Annotated in this window: 21 protein-coding genes; all 21 read left to right on the top strand. The window is 38.6% G+C overall.

Annotated features, from left to right (window positions below; translation table 11 throughout):
• Positions 1–14 precede the first annotated feature (14 nt).
• The 21 genes from der to IEW76_RS01680 all read left to right on the top strand — a co-directional run bounded on the left by der (position 15) and on the right by IEW76_RS01680 (position 20,191).
• Complete coding sequence (gene der / locus IEW76_RS01780; RefSeq protein WP_188650306.1) at positions 15–1,325, top strand: ribosome biogenesis GTPase Der; 1,311 nt, start codon at positions 15–17, stop codon at positions 1,323–1,325.
• A gap of 15 nt (positions 1,326–1,340) precedes the next feature.
• A complete protein-coding gene (locus tag IEW76_RS01775; protein WP_188650305.1) occupies positions 1,341–2,369 on the top strand; it encodes an NAD(P)H-dependent glycerol-3-phosphate dehydrogenase in 1,029 nt (342 codons plus the stop codon).
• 75 nt (positions 2,370–2,444) lie between these two features.
• Positions 2,445–2,699 carry a stage VI sporulation protein F gene (locus IEW76_RS01770; RefSeq protein ID WP_036779430.1) on the top strand — a complete coding sequence of 85 codons (255 nt, stop codon included), beginning with the start codon at positions 2,445–2,447 and terminating at the stop codon, positions 2,697–2,699.
• Positions 2,700–2,946: 247 nt separating this feature from the next.
• Positions 2,947–3,144, top strand: a complete 198-nt coding sequence (locus tag IEW76_RS01765) for a DUF2768 domain-containing protein (protein ID WP_188650303.1) — start codon at positions 2,947–2,949, stop codon at positions 3,142–3,144.
• Positions 3,145–3,162: 18 nt separating this feature from the next.
• Positions 3,163–3,897, top strand: a complete 735-nt coding sequence (locus IEW76_RS01760; protein WP_188650301.1) for a YphF family lipoprotein — start codon at positions 3,163–3,165, stop codon at positions 3,895–3,897.
• Positions 3,898–4,878: 981 nt separating this feature from the next.
• Positions 4,879–6,357 carry a stage IV sporulation protein A gene (gene spoIVA, locus IEW76_RS01755; protein WP_188650299.1) on the top strand — a complete coding sequence of 493 codons (1,479 nt, stop codon included), beginning with the start codon at positions 4,879–4,881 and terminating at the stop codon, positions 6,355–6,357.
• Between the two features lie 387 nt (positions 6,358–6,744).
• Positions 6,745–7,017, top strand: a complete 273-nt coding sequence (gene hbs / locus IEW76_RS01750; protein WP_036779415.1) for a non-specific DNA-binding protein Hbs — start codon at positions 6,745–6,747, stop codon at positions 7,015–7,017.
• Positions 7,018–7,164: 147 nt separating this feature from the next.
• Positions 7,165–7,395: a trp RNA-binding attenuation protein MtrB gene (mtrB, locus tag IEW76_RS01745; RefSeq protein ID WP_036779413.1), complete on the top strand. Its 231-nt coding sequence runs from the start codon at positions 7,165–7,167 to the stop codon at positions 7,393–7,395.
• A gap of 150 nt (positions 7,396–7,545) precedes the next feature.
• Positions 7,546–8,343, top strand: a complete 798-nt coding sequence (locus IEW76_RS01740; protein ID WP_188650297.1) for a heptaprenyl diphosphate synthase component 1 — start codon at positions 7,546–7,548, stop codon at positions 8,341–8,343.
• Positions 8,344–8,346: 3 nt separating this feature from the next.
• Positions 8,347–9,060: a demethylmenaquinone methyltransferase gene (gene menG / locus IEW76_RS01735; protein ID WP_188650295.1), complete on the top strand. Its 714-nt coding sequence runs from the start codon at positions 8,347–8,349 to the stop codon at positions 9,058–9,060.
• 24 nt (positions 9,061–9,084) lie between these two features.
• Complete coding sequence (hepT, locus tag IEW76_RS01730) at positions 9,085–10,056, top strand: heptaprenyl diphosphate synthase component II (protein ID WP_188650293.1); 972 nt, start codon at positions 9,085–9,087, stop codon at positions 10,054–10,056.
• A gap of 96 nt (positions 10,057–10,152) precedes the next feature.
• The gene (ndk, locus tag IEW76_RS01725; protein WP_188650290.1) at positions 10,153–10,599 is read left to right on the top strand and encodes a nucleoside-diphosphate kinase; all 447 of its coding nucleotides are present in this window, start codon (positions 10,153–10,155) and stop codon (positions 10,597–10,599) included.
• Between the two features lie 268 nt (positions 10,600–10,867).
• Positions 10,868–11,644 (top strand): CheR family methyltransferase, encoded by a 777-nt coding sequence (locus IEW76_RS01720; protein ID WP_188650288.1) that lies wholly within the window; start codon positions 10,868–10,870, stop codon positions 11,642–11,644.
• Positions 11,645–11,801: 157 nt separating this feature from the next.
• Entirely contained in the window at positions 11,802–12,968 is a 1,167-nt protein-coding gene (aroC, locus tag IEW76_RS01715) for a chorismate synthase (RefSeq protein ID WP_188650286.1), read from the top strand.
• Entirely contained in the window at positions 12,968–14,047 is a 1,080-nt protein-coding gene (gene aroB / locus IEW76_RS01710) for a 3-dehydroquinate synthase (protein ID WP_188650284.1), read from the top strand. The genes aroC and aroB overlap by 1 nt, the downstream gene beginning before the upstream one ends.
• A 2-nt stretch (positions 14,048–14,049) precedes the next feature.
• Positions 14,050–14,433: a chorismate mutase gene (gene aroH, locus IEW76_RS01705; RefSeq protein ID WP_188650282.1), complete on the top strand. Its 384-nt coding sequence runs from the start codon at positions 14,050–14,052 to the stop codon at positions 14,431–14,433.
• A complete protein-coding gene (gene hisC / locus IEW76_RS01700; RefSeq protein WP_188650280.1) occupies positions 14,430–15,527 on the top strand; it encodes a histidinol-phosphate transaminase in 1,098 nt (365 codons plus the stop codon). Before aroH ends, hisC begins: the two co-directional genes overlap by 4 nt.
• 3 nt (positions 15,528–15,530) lie before the next feature.
• Positions 15,531–16,631, top strand: coding sequence for a prephenate dehydrogenase (locus IEW76_RS01695; RefSeq protein ID WP_188650278.1), 1,101 nt, complete (start codon positions 15,531–15,533; stop codon positions 16,629–16,631).
• Between the two features lie 16 nt (positions 16,632–16,647).
• Positions 16,648–17,946, top strand: coding sequence for a 3-phosphoshikimate 1-carboxyvinyltransferase (gene aroA / locus IEW76_RS01690; protein ID WP_373285926.1), 1,299 nt, complete (start codon positions 16,648–16,650; stop codon positions 17,944–17,946).
• A gap of 94 nt (positions 17,947–18,040) precedes the next feature.
• A complete protein-coding gene (locus IEW76_RS01685; RefSeq protein ID WP_188650276.1) occupies positions 18,041–18,913 on the top strand; it encodes a hypothetical protein in 873 nt (290 codons plus the stop codon).
• Between the two features lie 15 nt (positions 18,914–18,928).
• On the top strand, positions 18,929–20,191 hold the full coding sequence (locus IEW76_RS01680) for a tetratricopeptide repeat protein (protein ID WP_188650274.1): 1,263 nt from the start codon (positions 18,929–18,931) through the stop codon (positions 20,189–20,191).
• The last annotated feature ends 18 nt before the right edge of the window (positions 20,192–20,209 follow it).

Below are 20,209 nucleotides of genomic sequence, written 5' to 3'. Positions count from 1 at the left end.
AGGGTGAACCTTTCATGCGAAAATCTGTAGTAGCCGTAGTCGGTAGACCGAATGTGGGGAAATCCACAATTTTTAACCGATTAGTAGGAGAGCGTATTTCCATAGTAGAGGATACGCCAGGTGTAACAAGAGACCGTATTTATGCAGAAGCAGAATGGTTGAATACCACGTTTAATATAATTGATACAGGTGGAATAGAGCAAGGAGACGAGCCTTTACTTGTGAAAATGAGAGGACAAGCAGAGGTTGCTATTGATGAAGCAGATGTCATTGTCTTCATGGTAAATGGCCGTGATGGAATTACAGGAGCTGATGAAGAAGTTGCAAAGCTTCTTTATAAGTCAAATAAGCCTGTTGTTCTTGCTGTTAATAAGATTGATAATCCAGAGATGCGAGAAAAGATTTATGAATTCTATTCCCTAGGATTCGGAGAGCCATTTCCGATTTCAGGAACTCACGGTCTTGGACTAGGTGATATGCTTGACGAAGTTGTTAATCACTTCCCAGAGCGTGAAGAAGTTGATGTAGATGATGATACAATTCGCTTTAGTTTAATTGGACGACCTAATGTAGGGAAATCTTCTCTTGTGAATACGATGTTAGGAGAAGAGCGTGTCATTGTCAGTGATATCGAAGGCACTACAAGGGACGCCATTGATACATCTTTCACTAAAGATGATCGAGATTACATTATTATTGATACCGCTGGAATGCGTAAGCGGGGTAAAGTGTATGAAACAACGGAGAAATATAGTGTCATGAGAGCGCTTAAAGCTATTGAACGCTCAGATGTAGTGTTAGTTGTACTCGATGGTGAGTCAGGAATTATTGAACAGGATAAGCGTATTGCTGGGTATGCTCATGAAGCAGGGAAAGCAGTTGTCATCGTTGTAAACAAATGGGATGCAGTTGACCGCGATGATAAAACAATGAAAAAATTTGAAGATAAAGTACGTCAAGAATTTCAGTTCCTTGACTATGCGCCGATTGTTTTCTTATCAGCTAAAACTAAAAAACGCGTTCACACTTTATTGCCTAGCATTTTACAAGCGAGTGAGAATCATACGAAACGTGTTCAAACCAATATACTAAATGAAGTAATTATGGATGCTTTAGCGATGAACCCGGCGCCGTCATTGAAGGGGCAGAAGCTTAAAGTCTTTTATATGTCGCAAGTTGCTGTATCACCACCAACCTTTGTGGTGTTTGTAAATGACCCAGATTTATTACACTTTTCATATGAACGCTTTTTAGAAAACCGAATTCGTGACGCATTTGGTTTTGAGGGAACTCCAATAAAGATTTATGCACGTAGACGAAAATAAGGGGAGAGTGAAGGCATGGCAAATGTAGCCGTACTAGGGGCAGGAAGCTGGGGAACAGCTCTATCCATTGTGTTAGCCGATAACCACCATGATGTTCGTTTATGGACACACCGAGAAGAACAAGCTAATGAAATAAATGAATCACACATGAATAAGAAATACTTGAAAGAAGTGTCTTTGCCAGAATCAATTGTAGCATACACAGATTTAAAGGAAGCTGTACAAGATGTTACTGCTATTGTGCTAGTTGTTCCAACTAAAGCGATTAGAGACGTATGTAGACAGTTGCAAAAGGTGTTAGATCACAAAGTAACGCTTATCCATGCTACTAAAGGTATTGATCCTGACTCTTTAAAGCGTGTCTCTGAAATGATCACTGAGGAAATGCCTAGTGATTTTTATGATGATGTTGTTGTTCTAAGTGGCCCTTCACACGCAGAAGAAGTAGGGCTAAGACAACCAACTACTGTTACCGTTTCATCTGAAACCATGAAAACAGCCGAATTGGCGCAGGATCTCTTTATTAACGAGCATTTCCGTGTCTACACAAACCCTGATATTGTTGGAGTGGAATTAGGCGGTGCTTTAAAGAATATTATTGCTTTAGGTGCTGGTATCTCAGATGGTTTAGGTTATGGAGATAATGCAAAGGCTGCTCTCATTACTCGTGGGCTTGCAGAAATTGCGCGTTTAGGTACTTCTATGGGATCAAGTCCTCTAACATTTGCCGGATTAACAGGCGTGGGGGATCTCATTGTAACTTGTACAAGTCAACACAGCCGTAACTACAGAGCAGGCTATATGTTGGGGCAAGGTCAAGACCTTGAAGACGTTTTAGAGCATATGGGTATGGTAGTAGAAGGTGTTAGAACTACGAACGCCGCTTATAAACTTTCAAAAGAACAAGGCGTTGAGATGCCTATTACTGCTGGAATTGAGCAAATTTTATTCCAAGGTGCTGAAGCGAAAGACGTTGTCGATCAGTTAATGACAAGAGGTCGTCGACATGAAATGGAAGATTTAACGAACGTATTAAGTGATTAAATTTCTTTGAACACCTCACGCTTATACTTCCTCCGCATATAATGTGTTGAAAGTTTATTATAAGGAGGAAGTTACGTGAGCGGATTCCAAAAGAAAGCATTTGAGCATCTTCAAAATAAAGCCAATATCTCTCCTGATGAAATCATGAAAGTTGCTGACTCTGTTAAGAATGCGAACTTTAAAGACGAGAAAACAGTTCGTAATCTTGTGAAGCAGTTATCCAAAATGGCAGGTAAACCTGTGTCTAAGGAGAAAGAAGATAAAATTGTTAAGGCCATAACGAATAATAATATGGATATGAACCAACTAAATCAAATGTTTAAAAAATAATTACAAATAGGCACATGAGTATACCAATACATGAACGATTGCATACTATAAAACGCAGCAGGATATCAACTAGAGTTGTATGTAAAGGGTAATATTTAGTCAGACCGAGGTGAAATCGCCCCATTCGCCTCGGTTTTTTGGTATGTGAAAGAATGAATTGGGTTTCTTGCTAGCATATGGTAAGGTTAAAAATTATGGTATAATAAATGCCGTGAAATGTAGACATATGCAAAAGGAGCTGAATACGTTGTCTGAATCGATGCTAAATATGTATATTTCTTTTGCGGGTATTATATTTATGTTCCTTTCGATCGGTTTAATTATGCTTAGCCGTCATAAGTTAAAGGGGATTTTAAGTGGAATCACTGCTTTCTTAGCGTACATATTTATGATACTAGCAGGTCTTATCATTTTTTATATCGTCTTTAGTGGACCGACATCTTAAGGAGTGGAGGTATGACTCATGTATATCAAGAAAATGACGGTGCTCTTAATAGCTGCCTTCATTTTAACTGGGTGTTTGTACCCGGACGAGCGTTTATCCAAGAATCAAATTCCTAATCAAGTACAATTAGAATCACTTCAATCAGCTGTCGATGAATATAAAAAAAGTAATCCTTATTCTCTGCCAATTAAGACAAGAGATCAAGATACAAATATATTCCAGAAGTATCCGATTGAGTATAAACGATTACGAGAAGAGAACCTCATATCAGAGGCGCCAGGTAATTCATTCGAACGTGGTGGCGTGTACCAATATGTGTTAATTGATGTAGAAGACGATCCAACTGTAAAAGTTATGGATTTAAGAGCCACTCAAGAACTACAAAAAATTAATAATCGCATAACAGCATATCGAAATGAGCATCAATATGCTCCTTATGGAGAAAGAATTGCGAAAGACGTCTATAAAATTGATCATCAGAAGATCGGTTTAGAAAAGAGTCCTACTATAAAAAGCCCATTCTCAGACACGCAACTCCCAGTTGTGATGGATGCCAAAGGGAAAATATACTTGGATTATCGTCAAGAACTCTACAAAGCCTTACAAGAGAAGGAGCATTCGTATACAAGTGGAGATGACATCCGCTACATACTTGTGAAAGATTCTCCTATTGTGCCTTCTCACTCTCTTCCTTATACAATTAAAGACGGCGAACCTGTCTTTAGGGGTGTTGACGCAGACAACCCTTCATAACGCTCCAAAAAAACCTTTCAACTTAGTTGAAAGGTTTTTTATATTATATTTTCTATTTAAGCCCCCTTATATGGAAAAATTGAAGTTGAGACGCTATTGTGTGGATAGGGCCGTTACGTTTGTTAAGTGCTGGGAGTATCTGGGGAACGACTCGCTTTCCGCAAGCGGCCCCACATGATGTGGGGTCGTTCGACGTTGGCTATTGACGTGACGGTTTTAGTCGAACTTCTCCTTTCTTTTTAGAGCCTCCTCGTTCGCTTACTCTCTCTGTGGGGTCTCGTCTACTTCTTTCTCCTGCATGAGTCTCCCCATTACCCAGACCCCCCTGTTTAAAGTTTATAAAACGGCCCCACAGCTTAAGTGTGGGAGGACCGAAGACCTCTCATTTACTGCATGTTTCCGTCCCTTCTACATATAGCAAAGGTGCTTCGGGAAATTGCGAGACTCCTGCGGCAATAGGAGCCTTGCTAGTTCCGGCGTGGAGGACCTAGCGAGACAAGTCATCTTTTTTACAAAGGCTAAACGCCTTTTCCAAAAAGCTGTCTTGTCCGTACGGTCCTAGGCACCACGCCTGCACCTTTAAACTAGGGTAGACCCCGCAGAGAGCGCTAGTGAACGAGGAGGCTTTCCAGCTCGCCGCGGAAAGCGAGTGATTTCCCGAAGCACCTTACACTCAATCAAAGCAAACGGAAACATTCTCTCAACTTCGAGTCTTCAACAATCCTGCCCTATTCTTGAACAAGGTATAGAAAATTTACGTCAACCTGCAAAACTATAGCATAATCAGTCTTTAGTTTTTATATAGTAACAATAGTAGTAGGTCAAAAGGAAGTAACCTTTGACTGGACTAGATTCTATTAGCTAGGTTTTAAAAACAAGTCATAAAACAGTAGGACAACATCATAGACTTGTAATGCAAAGATTCGTTAGCACTCATCATTTGTTTGTCCAAGCGAAGTAAATGGATCGGGAGGGGATCACTTGGAAAGAGTTGATGTTTTTAAAGACATTTCTAAACGGACTGATGGAGATATTTATTTAGGTGTTGTAGGAGCGGTGAGAACAGGTAAATCAACCTTTATTAAAAAGTTTATGGAGCTTGTTGTCCTTCCAAATATCCAAGATGAAGGTGAACGTGCACGAGCCCAGGATGAACTTCCGCAATCTGCAGCTGGTAAGACAATCATGACTACTGAGCCGAAGTTTGTTCCAAATCAAGCAGTACAAGTGCATGTGGACGAAGGCTTGGATGTGAATTTCAGAGTTGTAGATTGTGTTGGATATACAGTTGAAGGGGCCAAAGGTTACGAAGATGAAAATGGGCCTCGGATGATTAATACTCCATGGTATGAGGAACCTATACCATTTCATGATGCCGCAGAAATTGGAACAAGAAAAGTAATCACAGAGCACTCTACAATTGGGGTAGTCGTTACTACTGATGGCACGATTGGAGAAATTCCGAGGGTAGATTATGTGGAAGCTGAGGAAAGAGTGGTTGAAGAGTTAAGGGAAGTCGGAAAGCCGTATATTATGATTGTAAACTCCGTTCGCCCTCATCATCAGGACACTGAGTTGTTAAGAAAACAATTACAGGAAAAATATGATATACCTGTAATTTCTATGAGTGTAGAGGGAATGAGAGAAAGCGATGTTTACAATGTTCTTCGTGAAGCATTATACGAATTCCCTGTTCTAGAAGTTAATGTTAACTTACCTAGCTGGGTAATGGTTCTGAATGAAGGACATTGGCTACGTAAAAACTATCAGGATGCTATTCAAGACACCGTGAAAGACATTAAGAGATTGAGAGACGTAGACAGAGTGGTCGGTCAATTCTCGGATTATGATTATATTGACAAGGCTCAGTTAGCTGGTATGGAGATGGGTGAAGGGGTAGCTGAGATTGACCTTCAAGCACCAGATTATCTTTATGACCAAGTACTAAAAGAAATTGTAGGGGAAGAAATAAGAGGCAAAGATCATTTGCTACAACTTATGCAAGATTTTGCTCATGCCAAACGAGAGTATGATCAAGTGTCAGAAGCTCTTCAAATGGTAAAACAGACAGGTTATGGCATTGCAGCCCCAGCTCTTGAAGATATGTTCTTAGATGAGCCGGAGATTATACGTCAAGGCTCAAGATTTGGGGTTCGATTGAAGGCAGTAGCGCCATCAATTCATATGGTGAAAGTCGATGTTGAGTCTGAATTTGCACCGATTATAGGAACTGAAAAGCAAAGTGAAGAATTAGTTCGATATTTAATGCAGGACTTTGAAGAAGATCCATTATCAATCTGGAACTCAGATATTTTTGGTCGTTCGTTAAGTTCTATTGTACGAGAGGGAATTGGTGCTAAACTTGCATTAATGCCAGAAAATGCTCGATATAAATTAAAAGAAACGCTCGAAAGAATTATTAATGAAGGCAGCGGAGGGCTAATCGCTATTATTTTATAAGCGGTTAACCACCGCTTTTTTTTATTTTTTTTAAAGAAATTTTAAAGAGAGGGTAATTCCCTAATAGATGTAAAATAGAAAACTTATCCATATGAATGAAAGCCTTTCATATCAAGGGGTGTAGCTTTTGTCTGATAATTCAAAAAACAAATGTTTTATATACATAAAAGGGCTTGAAGTCTTGGTATATCAGTCTTTTTGTTAAAGAAAGTTTATGGTTTTTATTGAAATCACGCTCCTCATCGTTTAATATAAGGCTTGTCATCAAGTTTTCTTGGTGAAAATAGGTATAAGACGTTACAAAAATGTGCACAAATGTAGGTAACAACATGTTTCCAACTTGGCACAAATGAATGCGTAACCATTTCCTGGGAGGAGGTGAATAGCATGAACAAGACAGATCTTATCAATGCAGTTGCAGAGAAAAGTGATCTTTCTAAAAAAGATGCTACAAAAGCTGTAGATGCAGTTTTTGATTCAATCACTGAAACGCTTAAAGACGGTGATAAAGTACAACTTATTGGTTTTGGTAACTTTGAAGTACGTGAGCGTGCGGCTCGTAAAGGTCGTAACCCACAGACTGGCCAAGAAATCGAGATTTCTGCTAGCAAAGTACCAGCATTCAAACCAGGTAAAGCCCTTAAGGATTCCGTAAAGTAATTACATATAGGGCATAATGAGTAAGGCTGACTCAATTTTATGGGTCAGCCTTATTTTCACATTTAGACACTTAACTCGATGTATATGAATTGACACGCATGTTATTTTAAGAGATAGTAAATAAAGATTAGCTCTAGGAGGATTGAGATGAGCAACCAAAAGTCTAGCGGAGATTTTTTTGTGATTAAAGCGCTTGAGGATGGAGTCAATGTAATTGGCCTCACTAGGGGTACAGATACACGGTTCCATCATTCCGAGAAACTCGATACTGGTGAGGTTATGATTGCCCAGTTCACAGAACATACCTCAGCGGTTAAAGTTAGGGGTAAAGCAGTAATTCAGACAAGTCACGGCGAGATGAACACCGAGGCAGAGTGACCTGAACGCTCTGCTTTTTCTTTTATACATATAATCATTTAGAAATAATGGGCACACTATAGGTACTCATAAATGTGTTGAGACTGTTAGATATGCTATAATAGACGAGAGTTAGCCGAGATACGGCACGAAAGGTTTTGGGTGATGTCAGTGAATAATACAAATGTGAATATTGAACACTTAAGAACTAGTATTGAACATCAAATCCAACATCCTTATTTAGCCAAATATATATCTGATCCCGTAATCTGTGAAGATAAACTCATGTTTCTAACGTCTTTATTGCAAGATACAGATCTAAGTGAAGACAAGCAGAAGCATTATATAATTTCAACGATGCTAGTACAAATAGCTTTAGATACTCATGAACTTGTGAATTCTTCAACAATGAACGAAGAGGACCATGTAACAAAGAGTCGTCAGCTTACCGTATTAGCTGGTGACTATTACAGTGGGTTATATTATTACCTTTTGTCTAAAATAGAGGATTTACCAATGATTCATACACTAGCTTCTGCCATTAAAGAGATCAATGAATTGAAAATGAAGATTTACAATCAAGATTTTCCTTCTATTGCTCAAGTAATGGATGCTTTAAAACAAGTGGAGTCGTTATTAATTCAACGTGTAGCTGAATTCGTAAACCAACCAATGATGAATAAGGTAGCAGGAGATTGGCTTTTAGCCAAAAGATTGCAATATGAAGATCGTCGTTTTCGAAAACGTGAAAATTCCCCATTGATTGAATTACTTATTAAAAGCACACTTGTTCATCAAAATGGAGCACAAGCACTGCGAACAATAGAGAAGTACATGAAGAACCAAATGGTTTCAGTTGAGCAATCTCTGACTCATTTGCCAGGTAGCTTTAGTACTCTAAAAACGTACCTCCAGCATCATATATACCATTCATTTTATTTGAAACATCAAGCAGTGGAGGAAGGATAAACAATGGATCAACAAACGAAATCACAACGTGTTCATCATGTTTTTGAGAAAATTTATAACCGATATGATGTTATGAACTCAATTATTTCCTTTCAACGTCATAAAGCATGGCGTAAGGATGTAATGAATCGGATGAACGTTCAAAAAGGAGAATGTGCAATCGATGTTTGCTGTGGGACAGGCGATTGGACTTTAGCACTTGCAGAGAAAGTTGGAGAAAAGGGTAAAGTCGTGGGTCTTGATTTTAGCGAAAATATGCTAAGTGTAGGAGTGGAGAAGAAAAACAAGCTGAGCCTGGATTACGTCGATTTCAAACATGGAAATGCAATGGAACTTCCTTATGAGGAGAATAGTTTTGATTATGCTACGATCGGTTTTGGGCTTAGAAATGTCCCAGACTATTTGCAAGTCCTGAAGGAAATGACTCGGGTAGTAAAGCCAGGAGGTTTAGTTGTGTGCTTAGAGACATCTCAGCCCACTGCTTTAGGATTTAGGCAAGCATATTATTTCTACTTTCAACATATTATGCCTTTCTTAGGTCGCCTGTTTGCAAAAAGTTATGAAGAATATTCATGGCTTCAGGAGTCTGCGAAAGATTTTCCTGGTAGACTAGAATTAAAAAAGATGTTTGAACAAGCTGGATTGAAAGATGTTGAAGTAAAAGGTTACACGGGTGGAGTTGCTGCGATGCATCTCGGAACAAAGCCGTTGAAGTAAGAAAATGATATAAAGGTGACTCCAATGAAATTAGCGATGATCTATCCATACTTAAAACAAGATATTGATAAAATAGAAAAAACTCTTAATACAACTATTCAGGCTGATCATAGTATTTTAAGAGAAGCTTCTACCCAATTGTTACAGGCAGGAGGAAAGCGAATCCGTCCTGTTTTTGTTTTATTAGCGGCTAAGTTTGGCAACTATGACATTGAAAGAATCAAACATGTGGCTGTAGCTTTAGAACTTATTCATATGGCTTCTCTTGTGCATGATGATGTCATAGATGATGCTGAGCTTAGAAGAGGAGAGCAAACGATTAAAGCTAAGTGGGATAATCGGGTGGCAATGTATTCAGGGGATTACATATTTGCCAGAGCCATTGAGAGTTTGTCTAATTTAGAAAACGTAAAGGCTCACCAGATTCTTTCTAAAACAATTGTAGAGGTCTGTGTTGGTGAAATAGAGCAAATTAAGGACAAGTTTAATTGGGAACAAAATCTTCGTACTTATCTCCGTAGAATCAAACGTAAAACGGCCCTCTTAATCGCTGTAAGTTGTCGTCTCGGAGCTGTTGCTGCGGGGGCAAATGAAAGGGTTGAAATGGCTCTGTTTAAGTACGGATATTATGTAGGTATGTCTTACCAAGTAATTGATGATGTTTTAGATTTCACTGCAACAGAAAAGGAGCTCGGGAAGCCTGCTGGAAGCGATCTGATGCAAGGGAATATTACCATTCCAGTACTGTATGCTATTAATCAAGACGACACATTTAAACAAGAACTGAAAGATTTGTTTCAAAAACAAGAGGTTACTAAAGACGATATGGCTTGGGTAATTGCTAAAATTAAAGGTTCAGGTGCTATTGAGCGATCACTCGCCTTAAGCGAACAATATTTAGAAAAAGCATATGAAGCTCTGGAGGTTCTACCTGATCAAAAGGAAAAACAAACCTTTATGAAAATTGCTAAATATATTGGCAAACGAAAATCTTAAGAAAACGTTTGCTACTTTTCCAAAAATTTGATAGAATTTCATCTGGTTAAACATTTAAACGCTTTCATAATTCTACATAACTAAGAGGTGGAGAAAATGGAAAAAACGTTCATTATGGTCAAACCAGACGGAGTACAACGAAATTTAATCGGGGATATTGTAAATAGGTTTGAGAAGAAGGGATTTAAATTAGCTGGTGGGAAGTTAATGCAAATTCCATCAAGCCTAGCTGAAGAACATTACGGCGAGCACAAAGAAAAGCCTTTCTTTGGTGAACTTGTTGAGTTCATCACATCTGGTCCTGTTTTTGCTATGGTATGGGAAGGCGAAAATGTTATTGCTACAGCTCGTCAGATGATGGGTAAAACTAACCCTTCAGAAGCAATGCCGGGTACTGTGAGAGGGGACTTCGGATTAACGGTAGGTAAGAATGTTATTCACGGTTCCGATTCTCCAGAAAGCGCACAACGAGAAATTGGTCTGTTTTTCAATGGGGAAGAAATCCTTAACTATGAGAAAAACGATCAAAACTGGCTTTACTAGACTTATCATTCAGCAAGGTGGTCTTCTCTTAATGGTAAGTTAGGGAAACAAAGGATATAAGCAAGAGGCCGTAATCGATTTCTAGATTACGGCCTCTTGCTTATTTTAAGTTCAAATTCCTCCTTGAATGAATGCAATAGTTGTTATAAATGTGAAATGATGTATTAAGCTTTTTAACATCGCGTTCTTCAAGTATACTTACATTGTGTGACTTTTTAATACTATAGAAATTGAGAGATGGGCATTAGAGTGGAGGAGAACGATATAAATGGTAGATGACTACTATGGGTTTATAAACCAAATAAGGCGTAAAACGGGGGTAGATCTCTCTTTGTATAAAGAGGGACAAATGAAACGTAGGTTGACAACCTTGCGAGATAAAAGAGGATTTGCTAGCTTTGAACGATACTTTCAAGCTATCTCAAGAGATGAAGATTTATTTTTTGAATTTCTAGATCGAATGACCATTAATGTTTCCGAATTTTATAGGAACCAAAAACGGTGGGAAATACTAGAATCTAAACTATTACCTGATTTAATGAGAGGGAAGAAGTCTTTGAAAGTTTGGAGTGCTGCTTGTTCAACTGGCGAGGAACCATATACAATTGCGATGGTCCTTAGTCGTTATTTTCCCTTGAGAGATATACATATACTTGCTACTGATATTGATGAGAATGTCATGCAGCGCGCAAAAACAGGTGTCTATCCCGAGCGCTCTTTAAAAGAAGTACCTCATGATATAAAGGACAAATATTTTAAGCAGATAGGTAACTTGTATGAAGTAACAGATGATATAAAAAAAACCGTAACATTCAAGAAACATAATCTGCTTTCTGACCGTTACGAATCTAATTTTGATTTGATTATTTGTAGAAATGTTTTAATTTACTTCACAGAACCAGCAAAAAATGAAGTCTATAAACGATTTAGCCAATCCTTAAATAAAGATGGTGTATTGTTTGTTGGAAGCACAGAACAAATTTTTAACTCCCATAACTATCAATTTGACATTGCTGATACATTCTTCTACAAGAAGAAAGGATAAGAAGGATCGGCCCCGTTAATACTACTGTGAATATTCTGACTTTTTTGGATTTTTAGATAGATTGTGCAATTTTTCATATTTGATGAACACAGTTCCTAATGGATATGATATAGTAATACAAAATTCATAAAGTATAGCTGAGAAAAGGAGAGTTTAGATGAGATATTTAACTGCAGGCGAATCACACGGCAAACAACTTACCACAATCGTAGAAGGGATCCCTTCCCTCATGCCATTACTAACTGAGGACATTAACGAATCACTAATCCGCAGGCAGGGAGGATATGGACGAGGACGCCGTATGCAGATCGAGAAAGACTTAATTAATATTACAGGTGGCGTTCGACATGGATATACACTTGGTTCTCCAATATCATTGGTTCTAACAAACGATGATTTTACTCATTGGAGAAATATAATGGGAGAAGATCCTATAGGTGACGATGAAGAAGTACGTCGCACAATTAGTCGCCCTCGTCCTGGGCATGCAGATTTGAACGGAGCATTAAAATATGGTCACAGAGATATGCGAAATGTATTAGAGCGTTCTTCTGCAAGAGAGACTGCTGCCCGCGTAGCAGCTGGTGCAATCGCGAAAAAACTACTTGCAGAACTTGATATTAAGATTACAGGGTATGTGAATACAATTGGTGGTATCACAGCTTCTTATGATGAAACGATGTCTCTACAGGAACGTAAGGATATGTCAGAAGCTTCACCTGTTAGAACTCTCGATAAAGAGGCAGAAGAGAAAATGATGCAGGCAATTGATACAGCAAAGCAAGAAGGGGATTCAATTGGAGGTATTGTCGAAGTAATGGTTGAGGGCATGCCAGCAGGTATTGGCTCATATGTTCAGTACGACCGTAAAATTGATTCTCGCATAGCTGGAAGTGTTGTCAGCATTAATGCCTTTAAAGGTGTTGAGTTTGGAGTAGGCTTTGAAGCAGGTCATCTCAATGGTAGCGAAGTTCATGATGAAATCGCTTGGTCAGAAGAGAGAGGTTATTACCGTAAAACTAATCGCTTAGGTGGTTTTGAAGGCGGTATGACTACTGGCATGCCTTTAATTGTAAAAGGTGTGATGAAACCAATCCCTACACTTTATAAACCGTTACAAAGTGTGGATATTGATACAAAAGAGCCATTTAAAGCAAGCATTGAACGCTCAGATTCATGTGCGGTTCCAGCTGCAGCAGTGGTAATGGAACATGTTGTCGCATGGGAATTAGCGCGTGCATTAACAGAACAATTCCCGCATGACCAGTTCCCTAAATTAAAAGAAAGCTTAGATCAATACAGAGAAGAAATTAGGTGCTTCTAATGGAGCAGCTACAAGTCGAACATGACTCTGGTATATACTCCATATCAATTGGAGAAGGTTTACGACATACAATCACAGATTACTTGCCTACTTCGTATAGGCAAGTTTTCGTGATAACAGATAGCCATGTCGCCCCTTTATATCTACAGGATGTTAAAGATGCTTTTTCTAAGGAGACGACAGTATCAAGCTACGTTGTTCCTGCTGGGGAACAATCTAAAAGTCTATCTGTATTCTATGATTGTCATACTAAAGCTATTGAAAATGGTATAGATCGGGAGTCTTTAATTGTCGCCCTTGGAGGTGGAGTGGTAGGTGATCTTGCTGGTTATGTAGCAGCCAGTTATATGCGAGGCATAGATTATGTTCAGCTTCCAACTACATTACTCGCACATGATAGTAGTGTAGGTGGAAAAGTTGCTATTAATCATGAACTTGGCAAGAATTTGATTGGTCACTTCTATCAACCAGTTGCTGTTATCTACGATACTGAAACCTTACGGACACTAAGTAAAACTGAATGGCGATCAGGTATGGCTGAAGTTATTAAACATGCTTGGATTGCTCAGGATCATGCGTTTTTAGAACAATGTTATAAATTAAATAGCTTTTCAGATTTGGAAAGTGACTGGATTAATTCTCTCCTATACCAAGGGATTGCTGTTAAGGCAAGAATTGTATCTGATGATGAAAGGGAGCAAGGTATTCGCCGTTTTCTGAATTTTGGTCATACGCTAGGTCATGCCATTGAAGCAGAGCTGGGATACGGTAAGGTCACGCATGGAGAGGCTGTTGCTATCGGGATGGACTTTGCTCTTAAAGTTAGTGAGTCTTATTATAATGTCGACCTTAATCGCCAAAGGTTTAGAGAATGGATTTCTAAGCATAATTATCCTATTGCTTTATTAGATCAGTTAAATACAGATGAATTACTACATAGAATGACAAGGGATAAGAAGAATATTCAATCAGAAATAAGGTTGGTGTTATTATCCAAGCGAGGTAAGCCGGAAGTTGTTTCCTTTACAGTAGATCAGATTAAAGAAGAATTAAAAGAGTATCACAAAGAGGTGAGTTAAGTATGATTAGAGGAGTTAGAGGAGCTACAACAGTTAAGGAGAATAGAGCAGAGGAAATTGTGACAAATACTCATGCATTGCTAGAAGAAATGATTGATGAGAACGAGATTGATCCTGAAAAAGTTGCATCGATTCAAATTTCAACTACAGAAGATTTAAATGCAACATTCCCAGCAAAAGCGGTTCGGAAGATAGAAGGTTGGACGTTTGTGCCGGTGATGTGTATGAGAGAAGTACCGGTTCCCCAATCTCTTGAACGTTGTATTCGAGTTATGATGCACGTGAATACAGAAGCCAAACAAAGAGATATCCGTCATATCTATCAGTATGAAGCAAAGCAATTACGTCCGGATCTTATTCAAGAAGAAGGGAAGGGTTTATCATGAGAACAAAACCAATCTTTAATCAATTAAAGCCATATGTCCCAGGCAAAACAATCGATGAGGTAAAGGAAGCATATGGATTAGAGAGAATTATAAAGTTAGCTTCTAATGAGAATCCATTCGGCTTTTCAAGTCATGTGCAAAAACATCTTCAAGATGCAGTTACGAATCTTGAGATCTATCCAGATGGCTACGCTAGAAAGTTAAGAACGAAACTAGCTGCTGAACTTCATGTAGATGAAACAAAATTGATCTTTGGGAATGGGTCTGATGAAATTATGCAAATCATTTGCCGCACTTATTTAGAACCAGGTACCAATACAATTATGGCAACGCCAACTTTTCCACAATACCGACACAATGCCCTTATTGAAGGCGCAGAAGTTCGGGAGGTACCTTTAGTAAATGGCTATCATGATTTAGATGAAATGTTATCGATTATCGATGAACAAACTCGTGTTATTTGGTTGTGTAACCCTAATAATCCTACAGGTAACATATTTACTCAAGCTGAGTTTGATCAGTTTATGAAGAACTGCCCTGAACATGTACTTGTTGTTCTAGATGAGGCTTATATGGAGTATGTTGGCACAGAAGACTTCCCAAATGCCCTTAATTCATTAGAAGAGTACGAGAATTTAATTATTACACGAACGTTCTCAAAAGCTTATGGACTTGCTGCTTTACGTATTGGATATGGTATAGCTCAAGAATCTGTTATTACAAAACTTGAGCCTGCACGTGAACCATTTAATACTTCAGTCATTGCTCAGCATGCTGCTGTCTTAGCATTGGAAGATAAAGCGTTTATCGAAAAAACTTTCGAACAAAATGTAGAAACAAAACAAGAGTTAGAAGACTTTTGCGATCGTCTTGGACTGCGTTACTACCCTTCTGAAACGAATTTTCTGCTCATTCACTTACCAATTACAGGGGATGAAATGACAGAACACCTTCTCCAGAATGGATTCATCGTTCGATCTGGTGAAGCCCTTGGGATTCCACATTCCATTCGTTTAACGATTGGAAAGAAAGATCACATGAAAGAAGTAATGAACTCAATGGAAGAAAAATTGGCAAAGGTAGAAAATAGTTAACCGATGGAGCAAACGACAATTTTTGTTGTAGGTTTAGGGTTAATCGGTGGTTCGATTGCCCTAAATCTTCAAAATAATAAAAATATAACCATTATAGGTTTTGATGGAAATGATAGGACGATTGATTATTCTCTCGAAAATAACATCATAGATCAAAGAGCTAATTCCTTTGAGGATGGTGTATTGCAAGCGGACATTGTCTTTCTTGCTACTCCTACTTCGATTACAAGGTCCTATATCCACAAGCTCGATGACATGGAACTGAATAAAGAAGTTCTTGTGACGGATGTGTGTTCTGTGAAGAAACCTGTCATGGACATGGCTCAATCACTAACCAACCAACAGATTGTCTTTGTAGGCGGCCATCCTATGGCAGGCTCGCATAAGAATGGTATAGAAGCAGCTAAGGCCCATTTATTCGAAAACGCTTATTATTTATTCATCCCTGGGATAAACGCTGAAGAAAAACATATCTCCATGCTTGAACAATTATTACACTCAACCAGGAGTTATTTCGTTACAGTTGATGTTGAAGCGCATGATCAGATGACTGGAGTCATATCTCATTTTCCTCATTTAATTGCCTCAGCACTTGTTCATCAAGCTCGGTCATGGCATAGCACACATCCATTTTTACATGAACTTGCTGCAGGTGGATTCAGGGATATTACAAGAATTGCTTCAAGTCATCCTAAAATGTGGAATGATATATTTTTCCAAAATCGAGAGACCATGATTTCGCTCCTTACTGATTGGATCCATGAGATGAACCATCTTAAATCACTTGTAGAGACATTGGAACATGATGAATTACATACATATTTGGAACAAGCTAAACAATATCGAGATGGTCTCCCTGTTAAACAAAAAGGAGCTATCCCATCTTTTTATGATGTGTACGTAGACATTCATGACCAACCTGGTGCCTTGTCTGAGGTCACGCACATCGTGGCACAGGAAACAATCAGTATTGTGAACATTCAAATACTAGAGATCAGGGAAGGGATCACGGGAGCTTTGCGTCTAAGTTTTCAAACCGAGAAAGATCAAAAACGTGCAAAAAACCTTCTACAATCGAACGGATATGAAGTTACTATTGAATAATAAAGGTAGTGAATATATGGACCAAATGGAAATTAAACCAAGACCACATTCCCTTAATGGAACAATACATGTACCAGGAGACAAGTCAATCTCACACAGAGCGATTATGCTTGGTTCTCTAGCAGAAGGTAGAACGACAGTGAAACGTTTTTTGACAGGTGAAGATTGCTTGACAACAATCAAAGTGTTTCAATCAATGGGTGTTCCTATTGAACAGAATGATGATGAGGTAAGGATTGACGGAAAGGGGCTACATGGTCTTTCAGAATCGGTGACTCCTTTAAATTTAGGTAATTCAGGTACAACGACTCGCTTACTTCTTGGTATACTAGCGGGTACACCTAATCATTATACTTTATTCGGCGATCCCTCTCTCTCTAAGCGCCCTATGAATCGTGTTGTTGATCCTTTACGTGAAATGGGAGCTTTAATTGATGGTAGGGAGCATGGAAACCTTTTGCCTTTGAGTATTAGAGGTCAGGGGTTAAAGCCTATTCATTATCGCTTGCCTGTAAATAGCGCTCAGGTGAAATCAGCTATTTTGCTTGCTGGTCTATTTGCTAATGGTACTACAACAGTAATGGAACCTGTTAAGACCAGAGATCATACAGAACGTATGCTAGAGGCATTTGGTGTGAAAGTAAAACGAGAAGGAGATCTCATTCATATTTCAGGAGGTCAGACGTTGACAGGAGTGGATATTGAAGTTCCTGGTGATATATCTTCTGCTGCATTCTTTATGTGTGCAGCGGCTCTTAAAGAAAATAGTGAGATTACATTGAAAGATGTGGGATTAAACCCTACCCGTACAGGGATCGTTGATGTTCTTAATAACATGGGAGTATCTATGACAATAAATACTACTCGTCATATTGGGGATGAACCAGTAGGTGACATTACTGTGAAGGGTGGGCCTATGCATGGGACTACACTATCAGGTGATTTAATTCCCCGTTTAATTGATGAGCTTCCAATAATTGCTCTTGTGGCTTCTAGAGCTGAAGGTAAAACGATTATTAAAGATGCAGAAGAACTAAGATACAAAGAGACTGACCGCATCCAGGCTGTTGTAGATACACTTAAACAGATGGGTGCTAAGGTGGAAGCTACTAAAGATGGAATGATCATTGAAGGGTCTACAAATCCATTGAATGGTGGTACCTACTCTTCTTATCACGATCACAGAATTGGAATGATGGTGGCTGTTGCATCTGTTGTATGTGAAGAAAAAATCATTCTAGATAACCCATCGTGTATTTCGATTTCTTATCCAAACTTCTTTGATCACTTAGATGCTTTGTCTAAACCTAATTGAGTAAGTTGTTGAGAGCTCAGTATTGATAATAAAAGCATAACAAAGATAAAGCCTTCATACCTTGTACCAAAAGCTAGTAAAGGGGACAAGTTGTATGAAGGCTTATTGTATACAAGCAGAGCAAGCTTTAGTAAATAAAGAATGGAAACCCTTATCTCTTGGGATAAAGGATGGGAAATGGATACAGCCTTATAAGTTAAACCGAACCACCTTTAGCTCTATCATCGATCCTTTATGGGTTGCACCAGGTAAAGTTCATATAGACTTACAGTTTCCTCTTTATCAAACTGAATATCAGTCCGCTCTTGTAAGGCGTTATATGTTCAGAGGTACAACACTGCTGGTTGTTCAGTGTCCCATTACTTCAACAAGATATATGATGGAAGAATTCCAAAAGATGAAATGTATGTTAGATGGCCTTGGACTTGATTATATGATTGCCCCTCGTGTACCTCTTACAAAGTTGACTCCTGAAATGGTACGGTATTTTGGGATAGAACGTGTACCCTTTCTACTATTTCAGGTTCAATCAAAAAAAGAGTTGAATAGTAAGATATGGGGGTGGATTGCACAAGCGCAAGACCCTTCTTTTTTGCCAATCGCACCAGTAGTAACGAAGGAAAACTCTATTTCTTATGAAGAGTGGTTAACTTTAGCAAACTATCATAATGTTCGTACGCTACCTAAGGTTTTGGATGAGTGTCCTATAGCAAAAGAAAATTTAAGAGCGACAGGAATTTACCCATATAAGGGAGAATTCATGTATTCAGGTGATGCGGATTTCAATATTTTTCGGATACAAACTCATACACAAATTGATACACCTGATCAAATGTTTTATCATAAAGCTATTCCATGTGTTACAGTGTTACGTGGTCAAATTATTCGTTCTCATGTAGAAGTAAACGATATGGAAGGGGTTGGTTGTTACCTGAAAGCTTCCATCCCAAACCATTTTATGAGTTGATGAAAGGGTGTAGACATGCAAGGCATAGAACAAGCCATTCAATATATGAATGCAGGAAAAACAGAGCAAGCTGTAGAAACACTACGTACAGAGTTATCCCGTGCGGGTGATGAAGAGAAATATACAATCGCAGAAATGTTTATGCAATGGGGAATGGTTGAAGAAGCTAAAGACGTTTTAGAGGAGCTTAAACAACGTTACCCAGGTGAACATGAATTAACGCTTTTACTTGCTGAAATCTATGTAGATCAGGAAGATGATGAAAAGGCGATTGATCTTTTAAATCAAATTCCTAAAGAGGATGAACAATATTTAGGAGCGTTAGTTCAACTAGCAGATCTTTATCAAACCCAAGGACTTTTCGAAGTTTCTGAACAGAAGCTGTTGTTAGCAAAAAATATTTCTCCAAATGAACCTGTTGTCGACTTCGCATTAGGCGAACTTGCTTTCTCTATTGGTGAATATCAAAAGAGTATTCCTTATTACGAGAAAGCCTTACGTCGTGACCAGAAGATGGGTGAGACAGACATTACCTTACGTCTTGCAGAAGCATTTGCTATTGAAGGTGATTTTGATCAAGCTTTAGACTACTTCCAAGCTGCTGATGAAATGACTCCAGATATTCTGTTCCGTTATGGATTCACTGCTTATCAAGCTAACCGGGTGGATATTGCTATTCGCGTGTGGAACAAGCTAATTGAAGAAGATCCATTCTATCAATCTGCTTACCCTCTACTTGCTGAAGCATATGAATCAGAAGGTATGATTGAAGAAGCCTATGATATGGCAAACAAGGGATTAAAGAAAGATGAATTTAATAAGGACCTATTTTATTTAGCGGGTATGTTAGCATTTCGTCTCACGAAGAAGCAAGAGGGCTATCAGCATATAAGGCAGTCCATATCAATCGACCCAGGGTTTAAAGAAGCTGCCTTATTCTTAGTAGAGCGTCTAAAAGAAGATGGAGATTACGAAGCCATTAAAGACATTTTAGAGTACCTTTCTGAAATGAATGAGGAAGAACCGCTGTACAAATGGTATCTAGCTCAGGCAAATAATGAATTAGAACATTTTAATGAGGCATTAAACGACTATCAAGAAGCATATAATACCTTTAAAGATGATAGTGACTTCCTTAAAGAATATGGTTATTTCCTTGTTGAAGAAGGAAGAGTGAAGGAAGCTCAAAGTGTATTTGAGCGATATCTCACTATAGAACCAACTGATGAAGAAGTGGAGACATTTATGGCCCGTTTACAGTCTGGTGACGAGGAATAGTATTTCTCTTTTTAAAAA

The organism is Pontibacillus salipaludis (genome assembly GCF_014642405.1).
Lineage (GTDB): Bacteria > Bacillota > Bacilli > Bacillales > BH030062 > Pontibacillus > Pontibacillus salipaludis.
This window is presented reverse-complemented; position numbering and strand designations above follow the sequence as displayed.